Origin of the sequence: Pradoshia eiseniae (assembly GCF_002946355.1) — a bacterium.
Lineage (GTDB): Bacteria > Bacillota > Bacilli > Bacillales > Pradoshiaceae > Pradoshia > Pradoshia eiseniae.
In genome coordinates, this window is record NZ_PKOZ01000001.1 from 118,893 (window position 1) to 135,694 (window position 16,802).

Sequence of the window (16,802 nt, forward strand, 5' to 3'; positions counted from 1 at the left end):
TTTGGGCGAATGACGGATATCCGCTAATTTTCAACCGTACATGCAAGAACTAGTTCCTCTTGTCATACATATCTAGTAGGCGACCTGGTTGAATAAAGGGAGGAGATGATTCATTTGACAGGATTAATGGCAGCTTTTGGATATTTCATCAAGGAATTGGTCTTTCTCGTTTCTTATGTCAAGAACAACGCCTTCCCACAGCCATTGTCGGCTAGTGAGGAGAGAGCATGCCTTGAAAAGATGGCCCAAGGGGATGCTGAAGCCCGCAACCTCCTGATTGAGCATAATTTAAGGCTCGTGGCTCATATCGTTAAGAAGTTTGAAAACACGGGAGAAGATACGGAGGATTTAATTTCCATTGGCACAATCGGATTGATCAAGGCAATTGAGTCCTATTCATCTGGCAAAGGCACGAAATTAGCTACATATGCGGCCCGCTGCATAGAGAATGAAATATTGATGCATCTGAGAGTCATTAAAAAGACGAAGAAGGATGTATCTCTTCATGACCCGATTGGTCAAGACAAAGAAGGAAATGAGATATCTTTGCTGGATATCCTGAAATCGGAATCAGAGGATGTCATTGATACGATTCAATTGAATATGGAGCTTGAAAAGGTGAAGAAATACATTGATGTCCTTGATGACCGGGAAAAGGAAGTAATTGTCGGCCGATTTGGGCTTGATTTGAAAAAGGAGAAGACTCAACGAGAAATTGCAAAGGAATTGGGTATTTCAAGAAGCTATGTCTCAAGGATTGAAAAGCGCGCATTAATGAAAATGTTTCATGAATTTTACCGGGCTGAAAAAGAAAGAAGGAAGCAAAAATAGCACTAAACGGACAAATCTACCTGTCCGTTTTTTTTGCGTTCAAGGAAATAATAAGAGTACGCGAGAAGGAGACGATTGAGGTGGTTTTAACTTGTATAAGAAAGAGTCCTTGTATGGACGTTTTTCACGAAAGGTAATTAATCAGTCAAAAACAATTCTCGTTTTATGGGTATTCTTTTTTTTGGCGAGTTTATTGCTCGCTCCTGCCTTTTTCAGCCGATTAACACCGCCGCAGTTAAGTGTGAAAGGGTCTCCATCATTCATGGCTGAGAGTCTATGGGAGAAGGAATTCTCCGGCCAGATTGAGGAGCAGGCGATGATTGTATTTCACTCCGACCGCTATCGGGCAGATGCCATTGAATATAAGCAAGCGGTTGAGGGGGTGCTTGAAGAGGTCGAAAGGATTGACGGAATATATAAGGTTATCTCTCCCTATGAGGATGGGCTTACAGTTACTGGGGCTCCTTATTCAGCGGATGGGCATACAAGTTTTGCCCTTCTCTTAATGGAGGATGAAGGTAAAGAGGCAATAAGAATTGATGGGGAAATCAGGGGGATTATTGAAGGGAATAAGCCTATAGAGATGTATTTGACAGGCAGGACAGCGACTATTAATGATTTAACTGCGATGGTCAGAAAGGATTTAACGGTGGCGGAGAGAACAGCATTGCCGGTCGTCATGGTCATCTTGCTGTTCGTCTTTGGCTCTGCTGTCGCGGCAGTTATCCCTATCTTGCTTGGGCTTGCCGGCGTTTTTATCACCTTTGGTTTATTGGCCATCCTTGGGTTTGAAAACATTGATATCTTTGTACCGAGCGTTGTCAGCATGATAGGACTGGGGCTGGGAATCGATTACTCCTTATTTATACTGATGAGATACAAGGAGGAATGCGAAAAGGCTGATCGGACCGAGGCGTTAGTTAAGGCGATGACCACGAGCGGGAAATCTGTCATAATGTCTGGACTTACAGTGATGGCCTCCTTGGTCGGCTTGCTTGTAATCAAGGCAAGTCTTTTCGTGAATATTGCCCTCGGGACATTTATAAGCATTGGTGTGCTGCTTTCGCTATCGGTGACCTTCCTGCCGGCTCTTTTGCATGTGCTCGGAGACCGGATTGATTATCTATCCTTCCGGAAAAAGGCTAGCGGTAACCATCAGCCTAAGGAAAAGCTATACAGATGGACGAAGCATATTTTGGACAGGCCAGGCTTTTTTTTATGGTGTTGCTTGCTGCTGCTAATTCTCATGATATTTCCTGCGTTTAGTCTGCAGCTAAAGACAGATATCAGTGATAAAGCGTTAGAAGGGTATTCGTCGGGAAAGGCCAATGACTTGCTTGCAAGACATATTTCTCCAGGTATATATGCTCCGGTTTATTTGATTTACAAGTCAGATGATGGTTCATTAACGGATAAAGATTTGCAAAGAATGGCTCAAATCACTGATGATTTGAGAGAAGATGCAAGTGTAGCAAATGTCGTCTCTGTCACGGATGTTCTTTCCGATTTACTGGGAGATTTGAGTGTGGACGGGCTAGAGGAACTTGCTGCAATTGACGACACTCAAATGGGATTATCGATGCTAGTGAACAAGGAATTGAGCATGGCTCCAATCATGATTTTGTTAAAGGATGCTCCTGATGAGATGCGATCCATTCAGTTTATAGAAGCACTGCGGAATCGATATGGCGATGAAATGGTATGGAACAAAGTGTATATTGGCGGAATGGCCGCCATGATAGCTGACCTTCATCAAGAAACCATTGATAAAACTCCTGTTGCTGCAAGTGTCATCCTAGTTATTTCCTTTATCTTGCTCATGCTCACATTTAAGAGTGTGTTTATACCGCTCAAGGCAATTGTTTTAAATCTATTGTGCATCCTTGCCTCTATTGGGACAGCGGTTCTTATCTTTCAATACGGCTGGGGTGAGCATTTGTTTTCGTTTGAATCTACCGGATATGTACAGTCCTATTTGCCTGTCCTGTCATTTGCCATTTTGTTTGGATTATCAATGGATTATGAGGTATTCCTTGTGAGCAGGATACGGGAAGAGAGGGAGAAGGGCATGCAGGATGAGGAGGCGATCGCGAGAGGGATTGAATACACTGGGCCATTCATCACACAAGCGGCGCTTATTATGATGGTTGTGTTTATTGCCTTCTTGTTTACTCATATGCTTGAAGTTAAGCAGCTTGGCTTTATGCTATCTGTTGCTGTTCTTCTAGATGCGACAGTCATAAGACTTATACTCGTGCCTATCATGCTGAGATTAATGGGGAAATGGAATTGGTGGATTCCGAAGAAATCTGCTTAACAGGCAGAGCTAAAATTTTTCTTTCCATCTGGGGAAAGGAATAGTACACTGTAAGAAGAAAAACACCCGTGACCTTATTGGGTGTTTTTTGTTTTCCGTTTTTATGTGTATTCATGATAAAAATATAGTATATTTAACTTTCAGCAGAATATGAAATTTCCCTATGTCTAGGACGGAATTACATAGGAGACTGTCACTTAGGACAGCCCGTTGCCAATGTGTGATTAATGAAAGCCAGTTATGTCATAATAAGAAATTTAGGTGGATAAAGTGAAAGAAAAACTGTATCAATCATTGATTGAATTGACAAACGGCAGATGGTCTTCTTCTTTGTTAAGAAGATTTGCCTTATCACCTGCCAGCAAGAGGATTGTGCCTTCTTTTGCGAAACAGTATAAAATAAACGTAGAAGAAATGGACAAGCCGCTTGAGGCATATGAAAGCCTCCATGATTTCTTCACGAGAAATCTTAAGAGCGGGGCACGGCGGTTTGACGGAGAAATAGACATGATAGCAAGTCCTGTAGATGCAGTACTAGAGGATATGGGCTCCATTCAAGAAGATGCGACTTTTCAGGTGAAAGGGAAAGTCTATTCAATTGAAGAGATGCTCGGCGGTAAAAAAGAAGCCGAAAGATACCTTGGCGGTCAATATATGGTACTTTACTTAAGCCCGAGTCATTATCATCGTATCCATTCCCCGGTGGACGGGACAGTCATCCGCAAGCAGACACTCGGAAGCAAATCTTATCCGGTTAACCGATGGGGGATGACATTGGGTAAATCTCCGCTTTCAAAGAATTACCGGGAGATCACAGAGATTGAATATGAGGGCGGAAGGCTCGCATTGATAAAAGTCGGTGCCATGTTCGTTAACACGATAGAAAGGACTCACACAGGGGATACTCTACATAAAGGAGAAGAAATCGGCTATTTCTCCTTTGGCTCCACCGTTGTGCTCTTGTTTGAGAAGGGGCGGTTTGCGGCTGCTCAAGTTAAGACTCCCGTACCTGTTTGGGCAGGAGAAATATTAGGAACCTATCGGTAAGAGCCAATAAAAGGGCTTCTATTATAAATAGCAGAAGCTAGGAAGCAAAAAGCCCTGTCAACCAGGGCTTTTTCATGGAATCTCTCTATAGCCTCGTTCGTAGGGAGCGCCGGTCAATTTCTCGTTCGATAAGGCGGATGAAATCTTTGCTAAGGCCTAGGTCTCTTGCTTTGTAATAGGATTCGATTAAAAGGGCATCAGAAAGTTTTTGCATTATGCGCACCTCCGATTTAATGTTCTAACAGGGGTCCCGCTTTCATATAATGGTATGTTTGAATGAATGTACCCTTAATTTAACAAATTAAAAGCGGCAGAACAACCGTTCTCTTATCCACAAGTTAAAGTGTATAACTTGTGGGTAAAATGTGAGTATTCATATAATTTTTCTATAAAGTCCATGAATGCCACGTCTGAACAAGTGTGCACGCTGTGAATAAACTTATCCACATGTCAGAGAAAAGCTGAGGGGTGTCGAAACATTTTCTCTTTCGACAATATATTTGACATGAAAAGTCAAGAAGCTTATGACAGAACCGGGTTTATCCGTTATGATGAATAACAGTGATTAATGAATGATAGAGGTGTTTATTGTGTTGAAAGCATTTTTGCCTGCTCAGCATGTGAAGAGCATTTATGAAATTAAACCTAGTGATTTGAAGGAAAAGGGCATTAAAGGGATTATAACAGATCTAGATAATACGCTGGTGGAATGGGATAGACCGCTTGCGACCCCTGAACTGATTACCTGGTTTGAAGAAATGAAGCGCCATGAAATTAAAGTGACCATTGTTTCAAATAATAAAGAGATGCGAGTAAAATCCTTTGCCGACCCGCTTAATATTCCGTTCATCTTTCGTGCGAGAAAGCCGATGACAAAGGCATTTAAGCATGCGGTGGAGCTTATGGGCATTCAAAAGGAGGAAGCAGTGGTTATCGGTGACCAGCTATTAACGGACGTCTTTGGAGGCAACAGAAGCGGATTCCATACAATCTTGGTTGTGCCGGTTGCTCAGACAGATGGCTGGGCAACGAAACTGAACCGGAAAGTTGAACGCCGAATCCTGGCATGGTTCCGGAGAAATGGAAAACTAACATGGGAGGACTAGAATTGACAAATGAAGAAATCAGCTGTATTGGCTGCGGAGTGACCATACAGTCAGAAGATAAGAATAAAATCGGATACGCACCGGCCTCATCCTTGGAGAAAGATCAGGTGATCTGCCAGCGCTGTTTCCGTTTGAAGCATTATAATGAGGTGCAGGATGTTTCTTTAACGGATGATGATTTCCTGAAAATCCTAAATGGAATCGGGCAGAAGGATGCCTTAATCGTTAAGCTCGTTGATATATTTGATTTTAACGGAAGCTGGCTTCCGGGTCTGCAGCGTTTTGTCGGGAAGAATCCTGTTGTCTTAATTGGGAACAAGAGTGACTTGCTTCCTAAATCAGTCAAACACAAAAAATTGATTGATTGGATGAAGGGGATGGCAAAGGAGCTAGGATTGCAGCCGGTTGACGTCATGCTTGTGAGCGGTGCGAAGGGACAAGGTATCGAGGATGCGATGAAGCGCATTGACGAACTCCGCGAGGGCCGAGACGTGTATGTCGTTGGCTGCACAAATGTGGGCAAATCAACGTTCATCAACCGTATCATTAAGCAGGGCAGCGGGGTAGAGAACGTTATTACAACTTCTCATTTCCCAGGAACGACGCTAGATATCATTGAAATCCCGCTTGATGATGAGAGAGCCTTGGTTGACACGCCGGGAATCATTAACCACCATCAAATGGCCCACTTTGTCGGGAAGCAAGATTTGAAAACCATCACGCCGAAAAAAGAGATCAAGCCAAGAGTGTTCCAGCTTAACGCCGGTCAGACCCTCTTCTTTGGAGGCTTGGCTCGTTTTGATTTTGTTCAGGGTGAGCGAAATTCATTTACATGTTATTTATCGAATGAACTTGATATTCATCGCACGAAGCTTGAAAAAGCGGACGAATTATATAAAAAGCATGCCGGTGAGCTGCTTGTGCCTCCAGGACCAAAAGACATAGAAGATTTTCCGCCGCTTGTTGGCCAGGAGTTTTCTATTAAAGAGGGAAAAACAGATATCGTATTTTCCGGACTTGGCTGGGTAACAGTCAACCAGCCGGGGGCTATTGTGAAAGCCTATGTGCCTAAGGGAGTACAGGTGAGCATTCGTAAATCATTAATCTAAGGGGAAGATTCACATGAAGAAGCTGTATGGGGTGCTGGGGAATCCAATTGAACATTCACTGTCCCCGTTGATTCATAATGATGCATTCAAGCGAAACGGAATAGAAGGGGACTATTTGCCGTTTCTTGTTGAAGAGGACGCCCTTGAAAAGGCGGTCAATGGGTTAAAGGCTATTGGGGCAGGCGGCTTCAATATTACGGTTCCGTTCAAGGAGAGCGTCATTCCGTATATGGATGCGCTTGATCCATTTGCCAAAGAAGTGGGGGCTGTCAATACGGCTGTGATCAAGGATGGCGTTATTACCGGCTATAATACGGATGGGCCTGGCTTTGTCAAAAGTCTAGCCCCCCTTATTGATTATCAATTCAGCGGCAAAAAAGTCCTCGTCATTGGAGGCGGAGGAGCGGCCAGAGGAATTTATTGTGCTATGGCAAAAACGGAGGCTGGAAGAGTTGATATCGCGAACCGGACTCTTTCTGCTGCACACAAAATTGTATCTGACTGCCATAATGGCAAGCCGTCTGATGTGTTAAGCTTGGCTGATGCGGAAAAGTCGCTGTCCAAATATGACATCATTATTCAAACGACCTCGGTCGGTCTTTCTTCGTTAGATGAATCCCCCATCTCCTTATTGGGCATAAAAGAAAAGACAGTCGTCTGTGATATTATCTATAATCCGCTCAAAACAAAGTTCTTGCGTGAGGCAGAAGATAATGGCGCCATCATTCAAACCGGGGTCGATATGTTTGTTCATCAAGCGGCTCTTGCATTTGAGCTGTGGACAGGCATCAGTCCGGATTGTGAGCGGATGAGAGAATTAGTGTTAGAGAAATTAGGAGGATAACCATGTTAACAGGTAAACAAAAAAGATTCTTGCGTTCTAAAGCGCATTCACTTCAACCGATTTTCCAAGTAGGAAAAGGCGGCGTAAATGAAAATATGATCAAGCAGATTGGAGAAGCGCTTGAAGTAAGAGAGCTGATTAAGGTAAGTATTTTGCAAAACTGCGAGGAAGACCGTGACACGGTTGCAGCAGAGCTTTCAAAGGGTGCTCGTGCAGAGCTTGTACAAATCATTGGTAACACGATTGTGCTGTATAAAGAATCAAGGGAAAACAAACAAATCACTCTGCCTTAATAATTCGTGTTAAAGAAGGGTGGATAACCATGAAGAGAGTTGGCATTTTAGGCGGAACATTCGACCCGCCTCATATGGGCCATTTAATCGTGGCGGAAGGAATTCGGGATGCACTCAGGCTGGATGAAATACGTTTTCTCCCGAATAACCTCCCTCCCCATAAGGCCAAGACATCAACGACAAATCAGGAACGGCTGGACATGCTTGAGCGATCTATTAAGGGGAATCCATACTTTCAAATCGATACGATTGAATGGGAAAGGGAAGGTCTATCCTATACGATTGATACGATTAAGCTTTTGAAGGAAAGAGAACCTTCTGCAGAATGGTATTTCATTATTGGGGCGGACATGATTGAATATCTCCCGAAATGGAAACAGGTTGATGAACTGGCGAGTCTCGTACATTTTACGGGTGTGAAAAGGCCTGGTTATCGGGAAGAGACCAATTATCCCGTCACAATGGCAGAAATTCCTGAAATCTCTATTTCCTCTTCTCTTATTCGGTCGAAGATTAGAGAAGGGAAATCCATCAAATATTTAGTGACTGAAGAGGTCAAGCTATATATTGAGGAGAATCATTTATATGGATAAAACAAAAGCGCTTGAATTAGTCAAACAGCAATTGCCGGAGAAACGCTATATCCATACGCTTGGTGTGGTACAAAGCGCCAAAGAGCTGGCACACCGGTATGGAGTGGATGAAGATAAAGCAGAGCTTGCCGCCATCTACCATGATTATGCCAAGTATCGTCCATTGGATGAGATGGAGCAAATCATTAAGGATGATGGTTTGCCAGCTGATTTGCTGACGGCTAACACCGAGCTATGGCATGCTCCTGTGGGAGCAGTGCTCGTTCGAAGGGAAGCGGGAGTGGAGGATGAGGAGATTTTATCTGCCATCCGCTATCACACTTCTGGCCGTGCACAAATGACGGAATTGGAGAAAGTGATTTATTTAGCAGATTATATAGAGCCAGGGAGAAGTTTCCCGGGAGTAGATGAAGTGAGGGAGCTTGCCGCACGGAGTTTGGATGAGGCAGTGATGAAAGCGATAGCCAACACGATTGCCTTTTTAATGTCAAAACAGCAGACTATCTATCCGGATACCTTCCATGCCTATAATGATTTTGCCATGCACAAGGGAGGACATAGAAATGAATGAAAAAGAATTATTGCAGATAGCGGCGAAAGCTGCTGATGATAAACGAGCAGAAGATATGATCGTGCTTGATATGAAAGGCATTTCACTTGTATCTGATTACTTTATTATTTGCCATGGTAATTCTGATAAGCAGGTTCAGGCCATTGCCCGTGAAATGAAAGAAAAAGTGGAAGAAGCAGGATTTGACGTGCGCAAGATGGAAGGCTTTGATGAAGCGCGCTGGGTATTGGTAGACATGGGTGATGTTGTCGCTCATATTTTCCATAAGGACGATCGCTCATACTATAAGCTTGAGCGCTTATGGGGAGATGCCCCTTCATTGACTGCGCAGGAACTGAATATATGAGCTATCAGAATTTCGCCTATTTCTACGATAATTTGATGAAAGATGCTCCTTACGAAGATTGGGTGGATTTTGTCAAAGAAATTGCAGAGAAATACTCATTAAGCGGGCGGAGCATTCTTGATGTCGGCTGCGGTACAGGTGAATTGGCGACACGTCTCTGTAGAGAAGGCTTTGAGGTAACAGGTGTGGACCTCTCGGAAGAAATGCTTGAGGTTGCCATGGCAAAAGCCTCGGAGGCGGCCGTTCAGATTCCGTATTTCCATCAGGATATGAGAGAGCTTTCTGGTCTGGGACAGCATGATTTGGTCTTGATTTTCTGTGATTCCCTTAACTATCTGGATGGGGGAGAAGATATCAAGAAGACATTTGCTGCAGTAAGCGGGCATCTAAAGAAGGAAGGGTTGTTCCTATTTGATGTTCATTCCCTCCACAAGATGGAAACATTATTTAATGATCAAGTTTATGCAGATAACGGTGATGACGTCAGCTTTATTTGGAATGCCTGGAAAGGCGAGAAACCATATAGTGTTCAGCATGAGCTCACCTTTTTCATGTATGACGAACCGTCGGATGCTTATGTTCGATTTGATGAGGACCATGAGCAGCGTACATACCCAGTTGAAGATTATTTGAAATGGCTGGATGAGAGCGGATTCGATTGCTTAGAGGTCATTGGGGACTTCCGTGAATCTCCGCTTGATACAGCAGAGAGAATTTTCTTTGTGTGCAGAATGAAATAAAGTAATTGTAAAGACTATCCTATATGTCGGTGATTCGTGGCATATAGGGATAGTCTTTTTATTGTGTTAATGGCCCAGGCTTTTGGAATATTATAGAAATAATTGTAATTATGAATAGGGATAAATGACTGTTAATGTCATCGTTTATTTGTTTACTTAATATAAATATCTAATTTTTAATCATTTATTAACCAAATAATTGGTAAAAAGTGGATTAAAATAAGGGTAGATTCTATTATTATACTTTGGGAGGGATAGGATGTTTCGTAAACAGGTTCGGTTTAAAGGGTGGTTTGTCATAGTGGCGTTCGTTCTATTGTTTGGATTAACTGCTGGTACCTTGGGTAGCGATAAGCAGGAAAACGTTGAGGCCTCACAGCCGAAAGTGAAAAATATTATATTCATGATTGGCGATGGCATGGGCAATCAAGTCATGTCCGCTCACCGATATATGAAAGATGATTTATCAACAAAAAAGGTAGAAGCTACTGCATTTGATGGCCATTTAGTTGGAATGCAGACAACCTATGCAGATGATCCAGATCAAAATATTACAGACTCAGCATCAGCTGCTACAGCCATGGCTACTGGTGTTAAGACCTATAATGCAGCAATATCCGTTGATAATAATGGGAAAGAAGTAAAAACCGTACTGGAGGAGGCAAAGAGCAAAGGGAAAGCAACAGGGCTTGTAGCTACTTCAGAGTTGACACATGCATCACCAGCTGCATTTGGAGCGCATGACGAATCGAGAAGCAATATGCCCCAAATAGCAGATGATTATTATGATGAACTTATACGCGGGAAACATAAAATAGATGTCTTGCTCGGCGGGGGACGCTCTTATTTTGAGAGAGAGGAAAGAAACCTGGTAACCGAATTCCAAGAAGATGGTTATAGCCTCGTGACGGACAAGCAAGGGATGCTAAAGAATAAAGATAAGCAGGTAATCGGACTGTTTGCGGATGAAGGTCTGCCGAAGATGATTGACAGGACATCGGCTATTCCTTCCTTAAAAGAGATGACAGAATCAGCCTTAAAAAGATTGAACAGCAATAAAAACGGCTTTTTCCTAATGATTGAAGGTTCCCAGATCGATTGGGGAGCACATGACAATGATATTGTCGCAACAATGAGTGAAATGGAGGATTTCGAACAGGCTTTCCAGACGGTGATTGATTTTGCCAAAAAAGATAAAGAAACGTTGGTTGTTATGACGGCTGACCATTCAACAGGAGGCTTCACTATGGGTGCGAATGGCCAGTATAATTGGTTTGCTGAGCCTGTTCAGAATGCTGAACGTACCCCGGATTACATGGCTGAAGAAATTGCCAATGGCGCCGGAGTAGAGGAAACCTTAAATGAATTTAGCGGGCTGGTTTTGACTGAAGATGAGATTAACTCCGTTAGTCAGGCTGCGCAGCCTGTTGATGGTGTTATCGATGCAGAAGTTGTGGATAATGCTATTGAGGAAATTTATAATGCGCGATCAAATTCCGGATGGACCACATCAGGCCATACAGGAGAAGTGTTGGAGTATATGCCTACGGGCCGATGCACACACGCTTTGCGGGGCTGATTGATAATACGGATCACGCGAAGATTATTTTCGATATCTTGCGAAAAAAGAAGTAATATTTATAGGGCTGGGAAATACGTATTTTAATCAATATTTCGTCTGATAGTTCAGTTTTTGATTTTTGTTTTCAATAGATTTGTTCATTCTGTATATCATTATGAATAATTAGTGGAATTTCACTTCGGCTACTCGACTCCTGCGGGAAATAGAGGAAAGGCTGAGACCCCGCAGGCGTAGCCGAGGAGGCTCTGCTTCCTCCCCGCGGAAAGCGAGGTGGCCGCAAGCGGAATGGAACGAACTTGCTTATTAACCTAACTCATTCAAAAGAAATGAAGACTATTATGATTTAGATATCGTTCGTGTTTCAGGATTGTTTATAAGTTATGTCCGAGCCCGACTTTTTGTTCATAGAAAAACGGCTAAAAAATAGCCGCTTTGAAAAAATTTTATTCTAAAGAAGGATATCCGGATTTTTTATGGAATAAAATTTAATAGTAAGTCACACCGAACTGCTCCTCAATCTCTCCCAAGTCCTCCTCAAATTTCTTTTCTGTCGCTTCGAATAATCGTTTGAAAACCCCCTCTAACTCCTTATCAAGCACTTTAATGCCTTCTCCCGTAATCCCGCCTTTTACACATACCTTTTCCTGAAGGGCCGGCAGCGTGAAGTATTGCTGATTTAATAACTCGCCAAGGCCGATAAGCATGGATTGCGTCAGCTCAGTGGCCTGCTCTTGGTTTATTCCTGTATGCAGAACGGCCGCATCAATGAAACTTCTTGCAAGGTAACTGAAGAAGGCAGGTCCGCAGCTGACGATATCAGATGTCACTCTTGTATATTGAGTCTCGATTTGTAATGGTCTTGAAAAGCTTTCAGCCAATTGATGCAGATGCGCCCGCCACTCCTCTTTGCAGGATTCCCCGAATGTAAGAATGGAGGCTCCCGATTGTGCCCGGTTCGTAATAGATGGAATGAGCCGTGCGCAGGAACACGGGACCATTCTCTCAAGCTGTTTAGGCGAAAGAGGGCTGGTTATGGTGACAAGGCATTGCTCGGCCGTTAAATGCGGCTCCATGATTTCAATCAATGGATGTATTTCATGAGGTTTAACACAAATGAAAATCAGATTTGCGCTTTTCGCTATTTCAACACTTGATTGGGCAACGTGGATGCCTGGATACTTTTCCTTCAAACACTCCGCTTTAACGTGGGTCCGATTGTTAATGATTAATCGATTCTGATTCAAAAAACCCGATGTGATCAGGCTCTCAATCAAAATGGTCCCCATATTCCCCGTCCCGATGATGCCGGTAATCATGATTCATCTCCTCCTAAATGAATAGGCCCTATCCATTATTTCTTATCAAAATATATGCAAATATAGTCATTATATGAATCGGCAGGTGAATGATATGAATGAACAGCTCGCTGAAATTTGGCAAAAACACAAAAAACTCCTATTGGGAGCAGCTCTTTTGATGGGCTTGATTTTTTTCTTTTACAACCAGACAGATGAAAAAGCTCAGAATAAGAATGAAAAAGAACAATGGGCACAAGTTGAGGAGATTATACCTTCTGCAAAAGATGAAAAGGCAGAAAAAGAAGAGCCATCGATACTTAAGGTGGATATTAAAGGGGCGGTCCAAAAGCCAGGTGTTTACGAATTCAAACAAGGGGACAGAGTTACAGATGTTATTGGGATGGCAGGAGGCCTAAGCGAAGCCGCCGATAGTACACAAGTTAATATGGCGCAGCTGGTTGAGGATGAAATGGTCGTTTATATTCCTATAGTAGGAGAGGAAACGCAGGCGGTTCAAGCGGCAGCAGACGGAATGAGTGGAGGAGGGAAAGAGGGAGCCTTGATTGACATTAATAAGGCTACGCTTGAGGAATTGCAGGAGCTGCCAGGTATCGGTCCGAGTAAAGCGGCGGCCATTATCGCGAAAAGGGATGAACTAGGCTCATTTAAAACGATTGAGGACCTAAAGCTTGTGAGCGGGATAGGTGAAAAAACATATGAAAAGTTAAAAGACCTTATTTCAAGCTAGAAAAATAATAGGACTTGTCTGTGGCTATGTTTTCTTGTTAAATTGTAAGCAATACAGAAGAAAGAGGGGAACATACATGGAGCGTATATCCTGGGAACAATATTTTATGGCGCAAAGCCATTTGCTGGCTTTGCGCAGTACATGCACAAGATTAATGGTAGGCGCGAGCATTGTGCGCGATAACCGAATCATTGCCGGGGGATATAATGGCTCAATTGCTGGCGGTGTCCACTGTGTGGATGAAGGATGCTATGTCATTGACAATCACTGCGTGCGCACCATTCATGCGGAGATGAACGCATTGCTGCAATGCGCTAAATTCGGTGTGCCTGTTGATGGGGCCGAGATCTATGTGACGCATTTTCCTTGTCTTCAATGCTGTAAGGCATTAATTCAAGCGGGTATTAAGACGATTTACTATGCCGAGGCATACAAGAATCATCCCTATGCGGAAGAGTTGTTTGAGCAGGCTGGTGTGAGGGTGGTACAGGTTATCGTCGACCCGAAATGGATAGATTTTCATGACACCGGGAAGGCTAATCTTGTTTCAGAATTGATTGATAAACTCAGAGAATCGGGGATTTCAGAGCAGGAGATTGCGATGTACATGCAAAAGGCTGCTGAGCTATTCCCGGCACAGCAACAAGCATGAACACACGGTTCATGCACCATCTGGCTGTAACGGCCGTGTTTGCCGTTACAGCCTCTCTATATCTTAACTCTTATCTAATATTCACTATCCTCTTTTATTTCCTCTTCGTATTCTCGCGTTTCCCTTTACGATATTGCACGTTCCTCTTTATCTTTTTTGTCCTATTTGCAACGTATGTATTGATCATAGATCGAATGAATGTGAGTGCATTAAGCGGGAAAGAAACTGTTTTTAGCCTGCAATTCACAGGGATGCCTTCAAGAGATGGAGACCGGTTAAGCGGGTTTGCCAGAATGGAATCAGGCGAAAAATTATGGGTTACATACACGATTAAAAGCTCAGACGAGGCTCGCTTTCTCGATCGATCGATTCTCTCGGGAATGAGCTTTATGGCTTCAGGAGAATTGACCTCTCCGCCTAAGCCGACGATTGAGAATGGCTTTGATTTTCAAACGTATCTTCGTTATAAACGTACTCATTATATTCTCGAAATGGATAAGATGAGCAATCTGGTTGAAGGGAATAGCGGATTGGTGACAAAGCTCTCGCGTTTAAGGGAGCAGGAGATTAAACGTATTCGTTCCTATTATCCTGAACCAGCTGGAAGCTTTACGGAGGCATTGATATTTGGAGAACAGGCTAATCTGCCGCATGAGCTATATGAGCAATTCCAAAAGCTTGGTATTGTCCATATTCTGGCCTTATCTGGGACGCAGGTAAGCCTTGTCGCCGTTTTCTTTTTCTATCTGTGCATTCGCCTCGGTTTGTCCCGCTCACAGGCTGCTTTGTCTGTTGCAGCAGTCATTCCTCTTTATGCCATCATGACGGGTCTCTCTCCTTCCATTATTCGCGCTTCCTCAATGGCGACGCTCTTCTTTCTTGCGAGGGCGTTTGGGATTAGCCTTGGGGGAGATAAGGTTTTAGCCATTTGCTTAATCCTTTATTTAATCTTTGATCCTTATCAGCTCTTTCAGGCAGGCTTTCAATTATCTTTCGTGCTGACATATGCATTGGTTTTCTCCTCAATCATACTCCGTGACAAGAACGGGCTCACCCTTCTGTTTCTTATCACCGCTATCTGCCAGGCTGTCTCCCTGCCTTTTGTGGTCTATCATTTCTATGAGATTTCCCTCGTTGGCTTCCTCTCAAATCTTCTCTTCGTTCCCCTGTTTACATTTCTGTTATTTCCCGCGACTGCCGTTGTGTATGGGCTGGTTTTGTTTGATTTCATGAAAGGACCTGCTTCCTCTCTTCTGAACCTCTTATATCAGCTGACGGAAAGGGGAGCGAATTATATATCTGATATCCCCTTTGCCGTCCTTTTATTCGGAAAGCCCTCGTTAACAATTGTCGCTGTCATTTTTCTTGGGTTATTCGTGTTCCTTGCTCACTGGGAGCAGAGGTCAAGGATGCTATGGCTGAGCGGCCTACTTCTTGTTGGTGTGCTATTTCTTCAATACAATCATTCGCGCTTTTCAAGTGAGGGCGAGGTGACGTTTGCAGATATTGGACAAGGGGATGCGACGTTGATAAAACTGCCTTATGACGAGGGAGTTTACTTGATTGATGCAGGTGGGGCCATGGTTTTTGAGAAGGAAAAATGGGCACAGCGTGAGGTGGAATATGATCCTGGGAAGGCTATCCTTGTTCCTTTTTTAAAGAGCAAGGGAATCAAACGTATCGATAAATTCATTGTGACCCATGCTGATCAGGATCATATAGGCGGAGGAGCGGTCATTCTGCAGTCCTTTCAGGTACGGGAGCTCGTGATCCCCTTTGAACAGAGAGAGAACTTTAAGGCATTGCCTGCGATTGAGCAGACCGTTAAACAACAAATTCCCATTAAGGAGGTTAGGGCAGGGGTCAGCTGGAGTGAAGAGGGAGCTGCGTTTCACATCTTGCATCCTTCAATGAAAGAAGAGGAGAAGAATGAGTCCTCGATTGTGATTAAGGCATCAATGGCTGGTCTCGATTGGCTCTTTACCGGGGATTTGGGGCATGGCGGTGAGGAGGAGTTGATGAGCCGGGCAGAATCCGTTAATGTAGACATCTTGAAGGTGGGGCATCATGGGAGCAAGAACTCCAGTTCACAGCCGTTCATTCAGGCGGTGAGCCCGATGATCGCGGTGATTTCAGCTGGCAGGAACAATCGGTTTGGCCACCCGCATCAGGAGGTAATCAATACCCTGGAGGAATCAAAGGTATCGATTTACCGAACGGATCAGCAAGGGAGTATCAGCTATCGATTTTTTGAGGGGGAAACTGGCACGCTTTTGACCTATCCCCCATAGTATGAAGCATTGAATGACCAATAAAAAAACGGCCTAGGGGCCGCCGTGGTAACTTGCATATGAAAGATTTAGCCGCCGATTAATTGGATTACTACGGCGATAATAAACATGGTCGCAAAAAATCCGAATGAAACTGTGACTCCCACGATGGAATCTGAGACATCATTCGTTTTTGATTGGACGTTCTTTTCAAACTCGTTCATCGAATCCACCCCCCTGACCTCTATACCATTATAGAACAAATAGTTAAAAAAATCCACAATCACCATATTTTTATAAAAACTTTGCGGGTATTTGGAGAAAGGCTGTGAAATCAGTCAATACTTATGCGCTTTTTCGCTTTCTTGTTTGGTATCCCGGGTCCGGCAGGAAGGCGTTAATATATATTTCAGGGGGCCGGAATGTTCCGGTTTCCCTGCAACCTCTTGTCAAAT

At 43.6% G+C, this 16,802-nt stretch carries 17 protein-coding genes and 1 pseudogene; 15 read left to right on the top strand and 3 right to left on the bottom strand.

Annotated features, from left to right (window positions below):
• Positions 1–114 precede the first annotated feature (114 nt).
• The 3 genes from sigK (at position 115) to CYL18_RS00580 (ending at position 4,195) form a co-directional block, all read left to right on the top strand.
• Positions 115–831: an RNA polymerase sporulation sigma factor SigK gene (gene sigK, locus CYL18_RS00570; protein ID WP_104847527.1), complete on the top strand. Its 717-nt coding sequence runs from the start codon at positions 115–117 to the stop codon at positions 829–831.
• A gap of 91 nt (positions 832–922) precedes the next feature.
• Entirely contained in the window at positions 923–3,148 is a 2,226-nt protein-coding gene (locus CYL18_RS00575) for an MMPL family transporter (protein ID WP_104847528.1), read from the top strand.
• Between the two features lie 270 nt (positions 3,149–3,418).
• Positions 3,419–4,195: a phosphatidylserine decarboxylase gene (locus tag CYL18_RS00580; RefSeq protein WP_104847529.1), complete on the top strand. Its 777-nt coding sequence runs from the start codon at positions 3,419–3,421 to the stop codon at positions 4,193–4,195.
• A gap of 85 nt (positions 4,196–4,280) precedes the next feature.
• Here the strand turns inward: CYL18_RS00580 and sda are convergent, their stop codons facing one another.
• On the bottom strand, positions 4,281–4,409 hold the full coding sequence (sda, locus tag CYL18_RS00585) for a sporulation histidine kinase inhibitor Sda (protein WP_104847530.1): 129 nt from the start codon (positions 4,407–4,409) through the stop codon (positions 4,281–4,283).
• Between the two features lie 376 nt (positions 4,410–4,785).
• Here sda and CYL18_RS00590 point away from each other — a divergent pair, with 376 nt between their 5' ends.
• The 9 genes and pseudogenes from CYL18_RS00590 (at position 4,786) to CYL18_RS00630 (ending at position 11,432) form a co-directional block, all read left to right on the top strand.
• Positions 4,786–5,301 carry a YqeG family HAD IIIA-type phosphatase gene (locus CYL18_RS00590; protein ID WP_104847531.1) on the top strand — a complete coding sequence of 172 codons (516 nt, stop codon included), beginning with the start codon at positions 4,786–4,788 and terminating at the stop codon, positions 5,299–5,301.
• A complete protein-coding gene (yqeH, locus tag CYL18_RS00595; protein ID WP_104847532.1) occupies positions 5,289–6,410 on the top strand; it encodes a ribosome biogenesis GTPase YqeH in 1,122 nt (373 codons plus the stop codon). The genes CYL18_RS00590 and yqeH overlap by 13 nt, the downstream gene beginning before the upstream one ends.
• 13 nt (positions 6,411–6,423) lie before the next feature.
• Positions 6,424–7,254: a shikimate dehydrogenase gene (gene aroE / locus CYL18_RS00600; protein ID WP_104847533.1), complete on the top strand. Its 831-nt coding sequence runs from the start codon at positions 6,424–6,426 to the stop codon at positions 7,252–7,254.
• A gap of 2 nt (positions 7,255–7,256) precedes the next feature.
• The gene (gene yhbY, locus CYL18_RS00605; protein WP_104847534.1) at positions 7,257–7,547 is read left to right on the top strand and encodes a ribosome assembly RNA-binding protein YhbY; all 291 of its coding nucleotides are present in this window, start codon (positions 7,257–7,259) and stop codon (positions 7,545–7,547) included.
• Between the two features lie 29 nt (positions 7,548–7,576).
• A complete protein-coding gene (locus CYL18_RS00610; protein ID WP_104847535.1) occupies positions 7,577–8,140 on the top strand; it encodes a nicotinate-nucleotide adenylyltransferase in 564 nt (187 codons plus the stop codon).
• A complete protein-coding gene (gene yqeK / locus CYL18_RS00615) occupies positions 8,133–8,711 on the top strand; it encodes a bis(5'-nucleosyl)-tetraphosphatase (symmetrical) YqeK (protein ID WP_104847536.1) in 579 nt (192 codons plus the stop codon). Before CYL18_RS00610 ends, yqeK begins: the two co-directional genes overlap by 8 nt.
• Positions 8,704–9,057 (top strand): ribosome silencing factor, encoded by a 354-nt coding sequence (gene rsfS / locus CYL18_RS00620; protein ID WP_104847537.1) that lies wholly within the window; start codon positions 8,704–8,706, stop codon positions 9,055–9,057. The genes yqeK and rsfS overlap by 8 nt, the downstream gene beginning before the upstream one ends.
• Positions 9,054–9,797, top strand: coding sequence for a class I SAM-dependent DNA methyltransferase (locus tag CYL18_RS00625; RefSeq protein ID WP_104847538.1), 744 nt, complete (start codon positions 9,054–9,056; stop codon positions 9,795–9,797). The genes rsfS and CYL18_RS00625 overlap by 4 nt, the downstream gene beginning before the upstream one ends.
• Positions 9,798–10,056: 259 nt before the next feature.
• Positions 10,057–11,432: pseudogene (locus CYL18_RS00630) on the top strand (alkaline phosphatase).
• A 432-nt stretch (positions 11,433–11,864) separates the two neighbouring features.
• Here the strand turns inward: CYL18_RS00630 and comER are convergent.
• Complete coding sequence (gene comER / locus CYL18_RS00635; protein ID WP_104847539.1) at positions 11,865–12,695, bottom strand: late competence protein ComER; 831 nt, start codon at positions 12,693–12,695, stop codon at positions 11,865–11,867.
• Between the two features lie 94 nt (positions 12,696–12,789).
• Here comER and CYL18_RS00640 point away from each other — a divergent pair, with 94 nt between their 5' ends.
• From CYL18_RS00640 to CYL18_RS00650, 3 genes are all read left to right on the top strand, one after another.
• On the top strand, positions 12,790–13,425 hold the full coding sequence (locus CYL18_RS00640) for a helix-hairpin-helix domain-containing protein (RefSeq protein WP_104847540.1): 636 nt from the start codon (positions 12,790–12,792) through the stop codon (positions 13,423–13,425).
• Between the two features lie 76 nt (positions 13,426–13,501).
• Positions 13,502–14,077, top strand: a complete 576-nt coding sequence (locus CYL18_RS00645; RefSeq protein ID WP_104847541.1) for a ComE operon protein 2 — start codon at positions 13,502–13,504, stop codon at positions 14,075–14,077.
• Positions 14,074–16,368, top strand: coding sequence for a DNA internalization-related competence protein ComEC/Rec2 (locus CYL18_RS00650; RefSeq protein ID WP_104847542.1), 2,295 nt, complete (start codon positions 14,074–14,076; stop codon positions 16,366–16,368). The genes CYL18_RS00645 and CYL18_RS00650 overlap by 4 nt, the downstream gene beginning before the upstream one ends.
• A gap of 68 nt (positions 16,369–16,436) precedes the next feature.
• On the opposite strand, the gene CYL18_RS00655 is transcribed toward CYL18_RS00650, so the two are convergent.
• On the bottom strand, positions 16,437–16,571 hold the full coding sequence (locus tag CYL18_RS00655; protein WP_104847543.1) for a YqzM family protein: 135 nt from the start codon (positions 16,569–16,571) through the stop codon (positions 16,437–16,439).
• Positions 16,572–16,802: the final 231 nt, after the last annotated feature.

What these genes read in the sequence shown, in the direction of transcription:
- CYL18_RS00610 (WP_104847535.1), top strand. Translation starts at nt 7,577, where the DNA reads ATGAAGAGAGTTGGCATTTTAGGCGGAACATTCGACCCGCCTCATATG.
- yqeK (WP_104847536.1), top strand. Translation starts at nt 8,133, where the DNA reads ATGGATAAAACAAAAGCGCTTGAATTAGTCAAACAGCAATTGCCGGAG.
- yhbY (WP_104847534.1), top strand. Translation starts at nt 7,257, where the DNA reads ATGTTAACAGGTAAACAAAAAAGATTCTTGCGTTCTAAAGCGCATTCA.
- CYL18_RS00645 (WP_104847541.1), top strand. Translation starts at nt 13,502, where the DNA reads ATGGAGCGTATATCCTGGGAACAATATTTTATGGCGCAAAGCCATTTG.
- sda (WP_104847530.1), bottom strand. Translation starts at nt 4,409, where the DNA reads ATGCAAAAACTTTCTGATGCCCTTTTAATCGAATCCTATTACAAAGCA.
- CYL18_RS00650 (WP_104847542.1), top strand. Translation starts at nt 14,074, where the DNA reads ATGAACACACGGTTCATGCACCATCTGGCTGTAACGGCCGTGTTTGCC.
- CYL18_RS00655 (WP_104847543.1), bottom strand. Translation starts at nt 16,571, where the DNA reads ATGAACGAGTTTGAAAAGAACGTCCAATCAAAAACGAATGATGTCTCA.
- yqeH (WP_104847532.1), top strand. Translation starts at nt 5,289, where the DNA reads ATGGGAGGACTAGAATTGACAAATGAAGAAATCAGCTGTATTGGCTGC.
- rsfS (WP_104847537.1), top strand. Translation starts at nt 8,704, where the DNA reads ATGAATGAAAAAGAATTATTGCAGATAGCGGCGAAAGCTGCTGATGAT.
- aroE (WP_104847533.1), top strand. Translation starts at nt 6,424, where the DNA reads ATGAAGAAGCTGTATGGGGTGCTGGGGAATCCAATTGAACATTCACTG.
- CYL18_RS00625 (WP_104847538.1), top strand. Translation starts at nt 9,054, where the DNA reads ATGAGCTATCAGAATTTCGCCTATTTCTACGATAATTTGATGAAAGAT.
- CYL18_RS00640 (WP_104847540.1), top strand. Translation starts at nt 12,790, where the DNA reads ATGAATGAACAGCTCGCTGAAATTTGGCAAAAACACAAAAAACTCCTA.
- comER (WP_104847539.1), bottom strand. Translation starts at nt 12,695, where the DNA reads ATGATTACCGGCATCATCGGGACGGGGAATATGGGGACCATTTTGATT.